The organism is [Rhizobium] kunmingense, from assembly GCF_977018605.1.
In genome coordinates this window covers 18,707-33,271 of the sequence record NZ_CDRNXG010000003.1, presented here as the reverse complement: position 1 = coordinate 33,271, position 14,565 = coordinate 18,707, and the positions used below count along the sequence as shown (strand labels likewise).

The window sequence follows — 14,565 nt, the reverse complement described above, 5'->3', positions numbered from 1 at the left end:
ACCGCGGCACCGATATAGCATGGGGCACTTTGCAATCATTAGGCGTTCAACAGTCAGCACGCCATTATCCACGAACCGCCAAAGCAAGAAGGACAGTGCCGCTATCTTCGCGGCATCCGATGAGACGCCTTAAGCCGTGACGCTCAATCTTCATTCCATTCGACAATCCCGTTCGTTGCGGCGATAATGCCATAAAGCACGTGGCAGTATATTCGTCGCCCCGATAAGCGTATCCCGACTATCGACCACGTCACCGGTCATAAACAAAGCTACCCCCTTGCCGAATCGCGGAGCAGCCTGTTCGAAGACCTCGCATGGTTTGAATTGGTCATCGGAGACATGAGAGGAAATACGCTGGGAATCATTGCCGTGAGCCGATAGCCTGCGTGACGATTCTAAGAAGCAGGTACCTTGCCAAAGTTACCCCGAAGCCGCCGATGAACAGTTGAGGATGAGCCGGAAGGGCTTCGTCTTGCTTAGCGGGTACTTGTCGCCGAGGTCGATGCTATAGCAACACTAAAGCCGGACAATGACAGATTTTGTCTGCGTAAATGCGTCAATTGACTCGGGTCCGAATTCGCGGCCGACACCCGACTGCTTGTAACCGCCTGATGACATGACCTGGTCTAGTTCGCCGTATGTATTGATCCAAACCCGCCCAGCTTCGAGCCGCCGGGCGACTTTGTGAGCACGCGATATGTCGTTGGTCCAGACTGCCGCCGCAAGACCGTAGGGTGTATCATTCCCTTGGAAAACCGCGTCGTCTTCGTTTCGGAACGCGATGATCGACAGTACTGGCCCGAAAATTTCCTCGCGGGCGATGGTCATGGAGTTATTGACGCCGGAAAAAACCGTCGGCTCGACAAAAAATCCTGTATCGCCTTTTCGAGAGCCCGCTAGAGCAGCTTTTGCACCCTGAAAATGTCCAGCCTCAATATAAGACAAAACCCGGTTCATCTGCGTCTCCGAGATGAGCGGCCCCAGATTGACGCCATCGTCGAAGGGCTGGCCAACTCTCAAGTCCGCCGTAGCCGCAGCCACTTTCTCGACCACTTCGTCGTGCAGCGACTCATGCACAAAAAAACGAGTGCCAGCCGAGCATACCTGTCCCGAATTGCGAGTGAAAGAGCCAACCGCCGCCGCAATGGCTTGATCAAGATCGGCATCTGGAAAAACGATGTTTGGAGACTTGCCCCCGAGCTCGAGCGTGACTTTTTTAAAGTTACCGGCCGAACTTGAGAGTATCTCTTTGCCGACCGCAGTCGAGCCCGTGAAGGCAACCTTGTTGATGCCGGGATGTTTGGCGATGGCATTGCCTACGGTTCCACCATAGCCCGTGACAATATTCAAAACGCCTGGCGGCACTCCGGCTTCCAGCAAAATCTCGCCAAGTCGTAGGGTGGTATAGGATGTCAGCTCGGCGGGCTTCAAGACACCGCTGTTTCCGCATGCCAGTGTCGGCGCGATCTTGGTCGCGGCCTGGCTCAGCGGCGCATTCCACGGATTGATGAGACCGCATACGCCCAAAGGTTCCTTCCTGGTGTATACTAGGCGATTGGGGTCAGACGGAGCGACCGTACCGGTGATCTTCGTTGGCCATCCGGCGTAGTAGCGAAATGTCTGAGCCGCGAAACGGACCCAGGCTCGCGTTAGCCCGATCGGTCCTCCCATGTCGAGTGTTTCGAGGACGGCAAGTTCGTCCGCATGCTTTTCGACGAGATCGGCGACGCGGTAGAGAACGTGCCCGCGCGCATGCGGAGACATGTTCATCCAGCTGGGAGATTCAAAGGCCCGGCGCGCCGAAAGTACAGCCCGATCGACGTCTGCCTCATCTCCCTCCGCGACAGAGCCTAGGACGTCCTGCGTGGCCGGGTTAATCGACTGCAACGTCCGTCCGGATAGGGCATCCACATACTGCCCATCGATGAGCATTCCCTTTGGCTTCGTCCCTAGCCATTCCAACGCACTCTCATAGCCGGAAATTTTTCTCACATCTGCAGGTGAAGCGTCCATGATCCCCTCCAATTACAAAACGAAAATAGAAAAACAGTACGGTCGATTACATCGATGCCGTGCTCGCGACATGCGACCATATAGCTTGGATCTCCGCACCTATATCGCGGATCAAACGGGCAAGCTGCCACTCTCGGCTGCGGAAGATCGGTGAGCTCGCAGCCGAGCACCAACCATCATGCCGAACCTCAATCCCAACGGATTTTCCACTCTCTCTATTGAGGCATACTAGCGAGGGAAGGGACTGAGTCAACAAGCGAATGAACATTCAGTTATCTCTTGCGTGGAGACTATCCTCAGGCATAATATCGAGTACGGCACGCGAGGATTTCTGACACGAATGGGGCCCCTGTTGTTGCATTCAAGCCGGGTGCCAAGGGTGACCGGCGCAACGCAATCATTTCCGTATCAAACGATACGGCCAAGCGGGTCGTGGATGGTCATCGGCGACTAATTGGGCCCATTTGTTTTGGCCAAGGGGCAGGATGAAGTGATGCGAGGAGATGCGGGCAACACACACGTCCATGAAACCGCCGAAGGGGCAGAGCCGTTAACACTACAAGGCCAAGGAAGCTTTTCAATTGGCGGCACGATGCGACAGAATCCGGGTGTTTTTGTGGGAGACATCTATAGTCCTGACGGTCAAACTCTTCATGTGGATCACGCGAGCGTTGACTATCAAATTCCTGTCAATCCGAGGCGATATCCCCTGGTCTTCCTTCACGGTCACATGCAATCATCTCGGTGCTGGCAGACGACTCCCGACCAGCGTGAAGGGTTTCAGACAATCTTCACCCGACGGGGTTTTGCGACATATCTTATGGATCAGCCGCGCAGAGGTCGCGCTGGTCTTTCATTCCAGCACCAGGTAGCACCACTGGAAGGGCAAGATCAGTATCTGTTTAACTTCTTTCGGCTCGGCATCTGGCCTAACTTTTTCGAAAATACGAAATTCCCCCGGTCGCCGGAGGCGCTGTCCGAGTTTTTCAGACAGGGCACGCCCAACACCGGTCCGTTCTGCCCCGACATCGCGGCAAACGCGGTTGTTGCTTTGTTCGACAAGATCGGCCACGGCGTGCTTGTGACCCATTCGCAAGGGTGCGGCGTGGGCTGGATGTCGGCTATCCGCTGTTCGAATATACGCTCAATTGTCGCATATGAGGCGGGCAGCAATTTCCCATTTCCGCAGGGACAATGCCCCGAGCCGATCTTAAGCGAGTGCGGTCCACCCCTTGCGGCAATGGAAGTATCGGATAGGGACTTCGATTGCCTTACGCGTATTCCAATAGTTCTTTTTTATGGCGATCACATTCCCGGGAAGGGCAGCGATAACCCTGGGCAAGATCAGTGGCGCATCCGGTTGCAGATGGCGAGACTCTGGGTCGCGACGTTGAACCATCAGGGGGGAGACGCCCGTATAGTTGAGCTGCCCAAGATCGGCGTCGAGGGGAACAGTCATTTTCCATTTGCAGACGAAAACAACGAATACATCGCCGAGCTCATGTTTGTGTTTTTGCGGGACAATGGCCTGAGTGCAGGCCGGATCTCCAATGAACGACGTGATTGAGCGGACGGAGTGTGGGCAATAGCTCTTTGCCCTTAAAGGCTTCCCCTAGCGAGTTCACTGCCGTGCGCGGAGGGGCGGAAGCATGGAGTAAGCGCAAGGTAGCAAGCCGTCTACTCAGTTTCGCGATGCCTGAGGGTGGCAGGCGCTTGCCCAACCGACATAGCAAGCTGAAGCGCCATCGTCGTCAGTTTGGATGAACGTTGAACGAAGGAGGTTGAGATATGCAGATAGATTATGACGTCATTATCGTTGGCGGAGGCGGATCTGGCCTGGCTGCCGCCATTGAGGCCGCGGAGGCGGGGTGCAAGGTGCTGCTTCTTGAAAAAGCGCCTCGTCTCGGCGGAACGACCGCATGGTCGATTGGGTCGATTTCTGCAACCGGTACACCGCATCAGGCGGCTGCAGGCATTGTGGATAGCCCTCAAGGGCATTACGAGGATATTCCCAAATTTGCTTCACATCTGCAGGCAGAAGACAATCCCGCGCTTCGGCGAATGCTAACCGACAATGTGCCGAATACCTTCCGCTGGCTGATATCCCTCGGCGTCCATTTCTTCGGTCCAATGCCGGAGCCACCACATCGTCATCCGCGCATGCACAATGTCGTACCGAGCGCACGGGCCTATATTGCCGCGTGCGAAAGGAAGGCGCGAAAGCTCTCAGTCAAGATTCGTGTCGGCGCACATGTGCATCGGCTTTTGGTCGATGACGAGCGCGTGACGGGCGTCGTCGCCAAGGTAGGCGAGGGGGCTACGATGAGTATCAGGGCTTCAGCAGTTGTCTTGGCCTGCGGCGATTATAGCGGCAGCGCCGAGCTGAAGCGGCGCTTTATTTCCGAGGACGCGGCACGCATGATACCGGTGAATACCTTCAGCACGGGCGACGGGCATGTGATGGGATTGGAGGTCGGAGCGCGGGTTCTCAACGGACATCTTGCCCATACGGGAAGCAGGTTCATCCCACCGCAAAGGCGCTCTCTAGTGCGGGCGCTTCCCAACCTTCGCGCCGTGGGATGGTTCGCGAAGTTTGCGCTCGACAATCTCCCAGCCTGGATGGTGCGGCCGATGGTAATGGGCCTGCTGCTTACGGTCATGGAACCGAGTAGTAAGCTGTACGATGAGGGCGCCATTCTTGTAGGTGCGGATGGCAACCTCATCGCCGAGGCAGGCGACGATCGTGTGAAGAACCTGGCAGCCACACCACACCAGCGCGGTTTCATCCTGATCGACGGGCGGATCGCGAAAATGTTCTCACAATGGCCGTACTATATTTCCACTGCCCCCGGGATCGCCTATGCCTATCTGCCGGACTACCTGCACAGCCGTCGTGACGTAACGGTGCGGGGGGAAACGCTCAAGGATGCCGCACGGCTTGCGGGCGTCGACGGCCAAAGCCTCGAAAATACCGTGAAGACGGTCAACGCCAGACGGCAAAATGCCGGCTCCGACCTAAAACTTTCCGGTGGACCGTTCTACCTGCTTGGCCCGGTGCAGCTTTACATGACTTTCACGGATGGAGGGCTGGCGGTTGATGCACAATTGCGGGTTCTCGGAACGGGCGAGAGCCCTATCGGTGGCCTTTACGCGGCCGGGTCTAACGGGCAAGGGGGATTGCTGCTTGAGGGGCATGGCCATCACATCGGTTGGGCCTTCACTTCCGGACGGATTGCCGGTCGAAATGCAGCTATGGAGGCCAAATCAGCCTAAAAGGCGGCTTGCACGGGAAAGAGAAATCGGGGTGCTTTGTAACATCCCGCATCGGCAGCTAAGGCAGTGAAATCGGGCAACGCCTGGTTCGACCACTCCGTGGATGCGGAGGTTCGGCAAGGCTTTGGTGATTGGCGAGGCGTTTGTCCGAATGTCTCGGCGATGTGCAGAATGAAAAGATGTTGCGCTCCACGGATGGGTTCAGACGGAAATGACCCATAGCGCCTCCGGCAGGCTCCTAACATGGGCCGGCCGCCGCCTTGCCTTTGACCTCGACGCCATTCTCCTGTTCCAGAAACGTGATGATGAAAGTGTTGTCCTTATCGCCGGCGCCAGCTTCGATGGCGACGTCCCAGACCTTCCGGACCGCTTTGGCAACCGTGAGCGACACACCGAGAGCATCGGTTTCCTTCAGGCATAAATCTGCATCTTTTGTGCTGACATTAATCGTCGCACCGAAGTCAAAGGTGCGGGGCAATATGGCTTTGGGAATTTTTCCCGTGGTCGCGTTGTTCCGTCCAGTAGAACTGTTGATGACCTCAATCATCATGTCGGGGTCAAGTCCCGCCTTAACGCCTGCCACCATTGCCTGGCAGCTTGCGACAAAAGCGGTCGAGGCAAGCATGTTGTTGAGAAGCTTCATCGTCTGACCGAGGCCAGGGGCTGCGCCGAGATTGAAAATCTTGCTGGCAAAACTTGCAAAATATGGAGTGAGCCGGGCAACAGCCGAAGGGTCGCCTGCAGCCATAACGGTCAGATCGCCGTCGTGCGCCCGTGGAACGCCACCGCTAATGGGTGCCGACACGAATGTGACGCCCTGGTCCGCCAGTCTACGCGCCGTTTCGCATGCAAATGAAGCACCTGTTGTCGAGAGATCCACTACTAGCCGAACCTTGGTGCCTTTTATGATGCCGCCGGGTCCGAAGATCACTTCTTGAGCCACTTCCAGGCTCGGAAGACATAGGAATACGATTTCGCATGCGTCTGCGATCGCTTTGACATCCAGCGCCGGTTGAGCGCCCGCAGCGACAAGACCATCCATGGCAGCCTTGCTTATGTCGTATACGAATAGGTGGCCATTGCCGACGAGGTTTCGTGCAACTGGCGCACCTATGGCGCCCAATCCTATAAATCCAAGTTGTTCTTTCACGTATCGAGACCTTCCACCTACCCAATGTTGAGCGCGCTACATCATACTTTCGACGCAGGTTCTTATCGAAGCTCACAAGAAGTGACCGTTAATCAACCACGGTCAGAAAATTCTACAAGCACCTGAAAGCAATAGATTATTCAGACCGATTAGCACTGTGCTGCCAAGTTAATTACTAACCTGACGTCCGGCTTTCAAAACTGCCGCTTGACTCCTTTCTATCAGAGGCACAGGATAAATGAACAGTCGTTCGGTGAAATTTTCTCCTGAACCGGACCGAGGGAGGACGAGGGGGAGGGTGTCGCGAGCCTATCTGGTTTGTCGACACGCTGGCATAGTTAGGAGGATAACTTGCTTGATAAACTCGGAACGTCACGGGTGACGTCCATGCAATCTGCTGCGATTTCATTCAGCGACGCAACGGTCCGTTTTGGCAGCCTTCACGCGATGGGACCAACAACTCTGTCCGTGAAACGCGGGGAATTCCTTGCGATCGTCGGGCCCAGTGGTTGCGGCAAGTCTACGTTACTCAATCTGGTCGCCGGAACACTTAAACCCGCCCAAGGCAGTGTGGAATACAAGGGGAAGCCGGTCACCGGCCTCAATCCCGACGTCGGCTACATCACTCAGAAAAACTACTGCCTTCCTTGGCGAACCGTCGAGGCAAATGTTCGCTTGCCGCTGGAGTTCCGTCGGTTCGACAAGGCTGACATCGACCGTCGGGTCACCGAAGCGATCAAGCAAGTCGGCCTCAAAGGTTTCGAGCACGCCTACCCGAAGCAACTGTCTGGCGGCATGCTTCAGCGCGTAATGATTGCCCGTACGCTCGCCTATCGCCCGGACATCTATTTGATGGACGAACCCTTTGGAAGCCTCGACGCGCAGCTACGCACTCGAATGCATGGCGAGCTTTTAAAACTCTGGCAGGACACCGGCGCAACGTTCGTTTTCGTCACCCATGATCTGCAGGAGGCAATAACTCTTGCCGACCGTGTAGTTGTCATGTCTCGCCGACCCGGGCGGATCAAGATGATGCTTGATATAGAACTCGAACGCCCGCGTGACGTCATAGACATCCAGACAACGCCGGAATTCGGCCGCTACTTCAAGACTCTCTGGAACGCGCTGGACATTCAATAAGGGAGGAAACAAACGTGGGCACAGATACGCAGTCTGGCATCAAAGCCGTAAAACGCGAGCCGATTTTGATCAATTTCGACATTGTTTTACAGGCTCTGATTACGGTGGTGGTCCTGATCGTATGGGAGTTTTCTGCACGTCTCTTCAACACGCAATTCTATACAAGTAGCCCGAGCGCTGTCGCGACGGCCTTGAAGACCTGGGCGGTGTCCGGCCTGTTGTGGACGGACCTTCGGTACACCTTGACGGCTGCCGGCCTCGGCTTTGTGTTCGGCAGCGCCGTGGGTGGCGTCACCGGGTTCATTCTGGGCTGGGTTCGCAGGCTTGGCGACTTGCTCGAGCCGTTCGTCTTGGCATTTTATAGCCTGCCGAAGATCGCACTTGCACCCCTCTTTGTGCTTTGGTTCGGCATCGGCTTGTTCAACAAGGTGATGTTCTCTGGCCTTCTTGTCTTCTTCATGGTGTTCATCACTACCTATCAAGGCACGCGCCAAGTTGATCGGGATTTGGTCGAAAATGCCCGCCTGATGGGTGGCAGGAACCGCGACATCTGGTTCAAGATCGCGATACCATATTCTGCCGTGTGGGTTTTGACCGGTATCCGCGTAGGCCTGCCCTATGCACTGATTGGAGCTATTGTCGGGGAATTCGTCGCTTCTTCGGTTGGCGTGGGTTTCCGCATCAAGGAAGCGACCTCGTTTTTTGATACTGCTGGCGTATTCGCAGGGCTGCTCGTGCTTATGGCAATCAGCCTGGTCCTTATCAGCGCCCTCAAACTCGTCGAGCGAAGAGCCCTCAAATGGCAGAATGTCAAGGGTGGCGTTCAGGTCGATGAACACGCCTGACAGTTGGAGATTTGCCTGAAAAGTCATCCTGGGGAGGAGGTTTGAGATGAAGTTCAAGAAGACATTTAAAACCGTCGTTGCAGTCTTCGCTCTGCTTGCGACAGTGACAGGTACGGGGGCACAAGAGCTGCCTGTTCGCATCGGCCTCAGTTCCAACAGTTTCGCAACCGCTCCGGCATTGCTCGCGGACATCATGGGCCTTTATGGAAAACACGGGCTCAAGCCCGAGCTTACGGTGGCTGAAAGTAGCAGCATCGCGGGAACAGGTCTTATTGCCGGCTCTTTCGACGTTGCTATGGTTGGCTCCGGCCAGTTAATCGCTTCTCAGGGTCGAGGGCAGGATGTTGTCGCGATTGGATCGATTTATGGTGGCTCTTCGGGAACCCTCATTCTTTCGAAAGCCGCCGTCGAACGGCTGGCGATCGGACTGACGGAAACGCCGGAAAAGCGACTGAAAGCGCTCGACGGACTGAGCATCGCAACTCCGAGCGCAACATCAAGTTTCACGTTCGCGTTCGTCGAAGCTGCCAGACAAGCCGGCGCAGAACCGGTCATGACGTATATGTCGCAAGGCGCAATGGCTTCGGCGCTTCAAGCGGGCGTCATCGACGGCTTCATTGCGAGCGCTCCGTTCTGGGCTGGCTCGATCGAAAATGGGTCCGGCGTCGCCTGGCTTTATGGCACGCGCGGAGAACTTGGCGCCTCGCATACACTATCAAGTGCGTCGATCATCCAGATCATGCGTGCCAATGTGGACGCGAATGCGGAGATTATCCGCAGGCTTCGATTGGTTTATGCCGACTTCGCCACGGCTGTGAAGCAAGAGCCGGCGGAGGTCAAGAAAGCGCTTCTTCAACTGTATCCGACACTCACACAAAAGACCGTGGATTTCCTGTTCGATGCGGAGGCCGTCGCTTGGACGTATCCGCCGCTAACTGCTGAAAACATGGTGCATGACATCGCGCTGGTTAAGGCGACGGGCGTTCCGCTTCCCAATATCGACAGCGTCGATCCCAACAAGCTCCTGGTTCCCTGAGACGAAGGATTGTCGCATCTGCGGGTCTAGGAACCGCCCCTTTCGAAGTATCGTTAATAATCGGGGATAACGAGATGGGCACTGGCTATATTGGTTTAGGAAGCATGGGTGGTGCGATTGCCGCCCGTTTGATGCAAAAACTTCCGCTGTCGGTTTTTGATATCAGAGCATCCGCCATGTCTGATCTTACGAGAGGCGGGGCCTGCGCTTCATCCGGGGTGCAGGAGCTTGCCGCATCCTGCGACACGATCTTTCTTTGCCTTCCGACATCAAGGCACGTGGAGACGGTGGTTTTCGGTGGGGACGGGATCGCCGGGTCGGCAAAGACTGGAACAATCGTCATAGACCAGACAACGGGGGATCCAGCAGAAACACGGCGGATTGCAGCAAAGCTTGCGGGGTTCGGGATAGACTTCGTCGACTGCCCGGTCAGTGGAGGCCCGCGCGCAGCGCAGGAGGGAAGCTTGGCCCTGATCGTCGGTGCGTCGCTTGAGCAGTTTGAACGCGTGGAGGCTATCCTGAAGGTTATCAGCCCGAAGATCTTCCATGTTGGCGATGTCGGCACTGGCCATGTCGTGAAGATCGTCAACAACATGCTCCATCACACTCACCGGTTAATCAGCATGGAGGTGGTCGCGCTTGCGGCGCGAAACGGTGTCGATCCCTCGACAGCGATCGACGTCTTCAAGGCGGGGTCCGGGAGCAACTATTTTCTTCACCATTATTTCCGCAGCCGCGTACTTGACGCGGACTTTCAACCGAAATTCACCCTGGAGTTGTTGAACAAGGATTTGCGCCTCGCGACAGATATGGGCGCACAAAGTGATGTCCCGATGCTGTTGAGTAACCTCGTCAGGCAAATCTACCAAGCGGCAACCAACGATCTTGGTTCGCAAGCGCAAGCCGACGAGTTGTCTGTCTTTATCGATAGAATGGCAAAGACGACAGTCGTGGGCAGCGCTTTGCGGTAGGCGCATGCGAGCAGCAAGGAAGATAAGATGAGGTTTAGAAATGTCACTTCGAACATTCTGCATCTTCCGGACTTGCATAACGGCGTATCGATGAGCGAGGCAGTCGTTTCGACGGCATCACGGCAACAGTCCGTGGACCAGACCGACGCTGGGATAATGCGCTTCACGAGGGTCAGTCCGGCAACAGTTTGCGTGGACCGGCTGATCGCCCACGGTGCGGAAAGACGAGCGAGGCTGTCATACGATGCCTCGATGTGACTCGCCTGTCGTCACGCAAAATCCATTTTGCCTGACGCTTTGGTCTGATTGGGCGCAGTCACGCTCTAGGCCTTCGAAGCGCAATCTGCAGCTGCACCACGATTTCAGCAGTCGCGCCGATTTGCAAATTTTCGAGGGCACCGTGTCTTTGACTTGAAAGGAAGGGAGGGACGATGGGTAGACTTGAGGGCAAGGTGGCATTTGTAACCGGTGCTGGTTCAGGAATAGGAAAAAGCACCGCAATAAGATTTGCATCCGAAGGAGCGCAGGTTCTAATAGCAGAGAAAAATACCGAGCGTGCGCGGGCTGTAGAGGGCGAGATCAGGGCAGCGGGAAATATCGCAATCGCCGTGGAAACTGATGTCACCGAGGAACGCTCCGTAGGGGCCGCGATCGAGCGCGCTGTGCGTGAGTTCGGAAAGCTGGATGTGCTCTTCAATTGTGCCGGCGGCTCTCTGGCTGGCGATGCGCCTGCGCCAGATGTCGATATGGCCGTGTAGGACAAAACGATCAAGCTTGACCTTCTCGGCACTTTCCTGTGCTGCCGCCTAGCAATACCCCGGATGCTTGCCAACAATGGCGGCTCGATCGTCAATATGGCTACGTGGGGCGCGCTCAGAGGCAGTCATCCCACGCACGTTTACGCAGCCGCGAAAGGCGGGGTCATCTCCCTAACGCGGTCTATCGCGGGTGAGTACACCAGGTCTGGCATCCGGGCTAACACAATCTGCCCGGGATCTGTGCAGACTGAGCGCTGGATGGCAAACGCTAAGACCGCCACCGACAAGTTCGCAAAGCGTTACAAGATGGGTGACGAATACCCGTTTTCTGTCGGGCGGCCTGAGGACATTGCGTCAGTAGTACTGTTCTTGGCATCGGACGAGGCACGCATGATCACCGGGGTGACGCTTGCCGTCGATGGTGGACGAACAGCGTTCTAGTCCGATCGGCTTTTTGAGTAAGCAATCAGCCGCAAGAGCAACACGAGGCGACATTTAGGAGAAGAAACGTGCTTTCAGCGACGATAAGCGACAGACGAGGTCGAGCTATGGATTGCAGATGATCCGGACAACGCACACTTGGACCATGTTCATGTTCCTGCACGCGCTGTTCAATCAGGCATCTGCGACGGCCTTTAAGGTCAGTCTCAGCTATCGGGCGATCGAATTTGATTTCAATCCTACGATGATTGGGCTTGTCGCGGCAGCGCTAGGCCTTCCACCAGTCTTTGCAGCTGTGCAGGCTGGCATCTGGTCTGACCGTATTGGAGGCTACTGGGTTTCCGTTCTCGGCGACGCATGCGTCGTTGTGTCTGCAGGCCTTCCAATACTCCTTCCGACGCCGGAAATACTGTTTCTGTCAGCCGCGATACACGGCTTGGGAGTTTTGCTGTCGGTCGTCGGACAGCAGGCACTTTTGGGATCGATCGCCGGCCGCAACGCCTCGGAGAAAGCTTTCGGTACAATGTTTACCGCCAACGCCATCGGGCAGATGCTGGGCCCAATTGCGGCGACCGGGCTCGCGCCTTTGATGTGGGGATTGAGCACAGCCGAGGCCGGGTTCATGATTGCGCTCACCACGGCGATACTTTGCGCCGCAGCGGCACCGTTCTTCTACGCGCCCAGCTTAACGATTGGAGGCCCGGCAACGTCCTTGCGCGCAGTAGACACAATGCGGATCATCGCCAAAACGCAAGGTGCATGGTCGATACTCGTGCTTAACGCAGTCGTGCTAGGCGTCATCGACATTCTTGCCGTTTTCCTGCCCATTTGGGGCCAGGAGCGGCAGATCACGCCAACGGTCGTCGGTGCACTGCTTTCCGTCCGCGCTACAGCAAGCATCGTGGTGCGGCTCTTCATGGTGCAGATCATCGCGATAGCAGGGCGGAAGAGGTTGTTTGTCACGTGCACGATCATGCTAGCCGTCGCATCGGCCGGGCTGCCATTCGCCAATGTGCCGCTCGCGGCTGCGTTGGTCGCCATGCTCGGCTTTGCTTTCGGCCTTTCCGCGCCCATGTCCCTTGCGTGGCTAGCCGTGAATGTTCCGCCGGACGTTCGGGGAGCGGCAATGGGCATCCGCCTCACCATCAACCGTGTAGCTCAAGGGGCGATGCCGCTCGCGATTGGCGCCGTCAGCGCGGGTACGACAGGGATTTTCTTGGCTACCGCGGCAATATCGGCATGGACAGTGTTACTTGTTCCGCGGGTTCCGTTCGAGGAGGCCGAAAGGCGTCTCGATTGATGCTGGAGTTTAAAAGAAACTGCCACACTTGATATCGGTGGAGCAAGGGTGCCCAATCGCAGGAAAGTCTTTGTGCAGCAGTCGGGAATTCTGCGTCACGGACGAAAATGTCAATTTTCAATATTATCAGGGAGCCGGGTGCGGAGTTCCGCCCGACGACCGACGCATAGTTTTTGAAGCGATAAGGAAGCGTCATGCCACCGAGGTGGTCCATCGAGCATACGCTTCCGTGAGGTCCAGACCGACGTACAGTACTTGCGGATACTTTTAGGCCGGGCCCCCATCAAAACAGCACTTTCGTCTCCGAGATGATACACTTTTCATACACCCAGATATAAACTGCTGCATTCGGGTCACACGCCGGCCAATGCGTGCAACTAGCCACGCCTTCTCCAAGTTGAAACCGTGGCGAACCGGTTCCTGTATGATAGTCGTTTGTGGCCGAGACAAAATCGGTACTTGAGGTATTAGGGGGGCATAACAGCTCCCGCGCCTAGCTTCACGATCGGAGATCTCAATGAACATCAAGAGCCTTCTTCTCGGCTCCGCTGCAGCTCTCGCAGCAGTATCCGGCGCTCAGGCTGCCGACGCAATCGTTGCCGCCGAGCCGGAGCCAATGGAATACGTTCGCGTTTGCGACGCGTTCGGCACGGGCTACTTCTACATTCCGGGTACCGAAACCTGCCTGCGCGTAGGCGGCCAGATTCGCCTTCAGGCCGACGGTCGTAGCGACAACGACCTGTCCGGCGACGACGCTGGATACCGTACCAACACCCGCGCTGAAGTCTTCTTCGACGCACGCACCGACACAGAGCTCGGGTCTCTGCGGTCGCTGATCACGCTGCGCGCCGAGACAAATACCGACGAAGAGTTTTCCCTCAACGAGACCTATATCGAACTTGGAGGTTTCCGCGTAGGTTACTTCTATAACTACTTCGATATCGGCCTGCCGGGTGAGACCGTCATGCACGACGACCGCCCTTTCAACAATGGTGGCGAAGGCGCTGATACGCTCAACAACTCGATCCGGTACACCTATGACGGCAGCGTAGTCTCCGTTTACGGTCAGGTCGATGCTTTCGACTCGCAGGATGGTTGGAAGACCGACGCTGATGGCAATGCCGATGAAATCGGCATCAACGGCGTTATCGCAGGCACATTGGGCGGCCTAACCGTAGACTTTTTCGCTGGCTACGACTTCGACAACGAAAATGCGGCTTTGGCTTCGACCCTCAACGCTGACCTCGGCGCAGGCTCGCTTGGTATCTTTGCAGCCTATGCTTTTGGGCAGAACCGTTACTACGATGCGTCTGAATGGACCATCGGTGCGGAATATGCCTTCGCGGTAAACGACAAGCTCACGGTCGCGCCCGGCGCCCAGTATTTTGACAATATTGTTCTCGGCAGCGATGGTGAGTTCAACGGTGGCGATGCATGGCGCGTTGGGGTAACGGCTGATTATGCCATCACCACCAACCTTGCAGCGAAGGTCACCGTCAACTACACCGACGTCGACACAGGCTCTGAGAGCGCCGATATGTGGGATGGCTTCCTGCGTCTCCAGCGGAATTTCTAAGCCTCAATAAACAGCGGAAGCTGCGTTAAAATTAGGGACTGCCAACGCCGTTGGCAGTCCCT

10 protein-coding genes and 1 pseudogene are annotated in these 14,565 nt (G+C 56.2%); 9 read left to right on the top strand and 2 right to left on the bottom strand.

Translation table 11 applies throughout. The features are described 5' to 3' along the window. Window positions 1-516: 516 nt before the first annotated feature. The gene (locus tag AC0JZ4_RS24415) at window positions 517-2,013 is read right to left on the bottom strand and encodes an aldehyde dehydrogenase family protein (RefSeq protein WP_471889113.1); all 1,497 of its coding nucleotides are present in this window, start codon (window positions 2,011-2,013) and stop codon (window positions 517-519) included. A gap of 454 nt (window positions 2,014-2,467) precedes the next feature. On the opposite strand from AC0JZ4_RS24415, the gene AC0JZ4_RS24410 reads away from it, so the two are divergent. Continuing rightward, window positions 2,468-3,580 (top strand): alpha/beta hydrolase, encoded by a 1,113-nt coding sequence (locus tag AC0JZ4_RS24410; RefSeq protein WP_471889112.1) that lies wholly within the window; start codon window positions 2,468-2,470, stop codon window positions 3,578-3,580. 221 nt (window positions 3,581-3,801) lie between these two features. Beyond that, on the top strand, window positions 3,802-5,286 hold the full coding sequence (locus AC0JZ4_RS24405) for an FAD-dependent oxidoreductase (RefSeq protein WP_471889111.1): 1,485 nt from the start codon (window positions 3,802-3,804) through the stop codon (window positions 5,284-5,286). Window positions 5,287-5,524: 238 nt separating this feature from the next. Here the strand turns inward: AC0JZ4_RS24405 and AC0JZ4_RS24400 are convergent, their stop codons facing one another. Continuing rightward, entirely contained in the window at window positions 5,525-6,436 is a 912-nt protein-coding gene (locus AC0JZ4_RS24400) for an NAD(P)-dependent oxidoreductase (RefSeq protein WP_471889110.1), read from the bottom strand. Between the two features lie 351 nt (window positions 6,437-6,787). Here AC0JZ4_RS24400 and AC0JZ4_RS24395 point away from each other — a divergent pair, with 351 nt between their 5' ends. The 7 genes and pseudogenes from AC0JZ4_RS24395 to AC0JZ4_RS24365 all read left to right on the top strand — a co-directional run bounded on the left by AC0JZ4_RS24395 (window position 6,788) and on the right by AC0JZ4_RS24365 (window position 14,503). Then, on the top strand, window positions 6,788-7,576 hold the full coding sequence (locus tag AC0JZ4_RS24395) for an ABC transporter ATP-binding protein (protein ID WP_471889109.1): 789 nt from the start codon (window positions 6,788-6,790) through the stop codon (window positions 7,574-7,576). A gap of 14 nt (window positions 7,577-7,590) precedes the next feature. Then, window positions 7,591-8,421 (top strand): ABC transporter permease, encoded by an 831-nt coding sequence (locus tag AC0JZ4_RS24390; RefSeq protein ID WP_471889108.1) that lies wholly within the window; start codon window positions 7,591-7,593, stop codon window positions 8,419-8,421. A 46-nt stretch (window positions 8,422-8,467) separates the two neighbouring features. Then, the gene (locus AC0JZ4_RS24385) at window positions 8,468-9,457 is read left to right on the top strand and encodes an ABC transporter substrate-binding protein (RefSeq protein ID WP_471889107.1); all 990 of its coding nucleotides are present in this window, start codon (window positions 8,468-8,470) and stop codon (window positions 9,455-9,457) included. Window positions 9,458-9,531: 74 nt separating this feature from the next. After that, a complete protein-coding gene (locus tag AC0JZ4_RS24380; RefSeq protein WP_471889106.1) occupies window positions 9,532-10,428 on the top strand; it encodes an NAD(P)-dependent oxidoreductase in 897 nt (298 codons plus the stop codon). 431 nt (window positions 10,429-10,859) lie between these two features. Beyond that, a pseudogene (locus tag AC0JZ4_RS24375) lies at window positions 10,860-11,627 on the top strand (SDR family NAD(P)-dependent oxidoreductase). 118 nt (window positions 11,628-11,745) lie between these two features. Further along, the gene (locus tag AC0JZ4_RS24370; RefSeq protein WP_471889105.1) at window positions 11,746-12,927 is read left to right on the top strand and encodes an MFS transporter; all 1,182 of its coding nucleotides are present in this window, start codon (window positions 11,746-11,748) and stop codon (window positions 12,925-12,927) included. Between the two features lie 517 nt (window positions 12,928-13,444). After that, window positions 13,445-14,503 (top strand): porin, encoded by a 1,059-nt coding sequence (locus tag AC0JZ4_RS24365; RefSeq protein ID WP_471889104.1) that lies wholly within the window; start codon window positions 13,445-13,447, stop codon window positions 14,501-14,503. The last annotated feature ends 62 nt before the right edge of the window (window positions 14,504-14,565 follow it).

Bases quoted from the DNA above. Each gene is read 5' to 3' on its own strand.
- AC0JZ4_RS24415 (WP_471889113.1), bottom strand. From the start codon at position 2,013: ATGGACGCTTCACCTGCAGATGTGAGAAAAATTTCCGGCTATGAGAGT.
- AC0JZ4_RS24405 (WP_471889111.1), top strand. From the start codon at position 3,802: ATGCAGATAGATTATGACGTCATTATCGTTGGCGGAGGCGGATCTGGC.
- AC0JZ4_RS24385 (WP_471889107.1), top strand. From the start codon at position 8,468: ATGAAGTTCAAGAAGACATTTAAAACCGTCGTTGCAGTCTTCGCTCTG.
- AC0JZ4_RS24380 (WP_471889106.1), top strand. From the start codon at position 9,532: ATGGGCACTGGCTATATTGGTTTAGGAAGCATGGGTGGTGCGATTGCC.
- AC0JZ4_RS24370 (WP_471889105.1), top strand. From the start codon at position 11,746: ATGATCCGGACAACGCACACTTGGACCATGTTCATGTTCCTGCACGCG.
- AC0JZ4_RS24365 (WP_471889104.1), top strand. From the start codon at position 13,445: ATGAACATCAAGAGCCTTCTTCTCGGCTCCGCTGCAGCTCTCGCAGCA.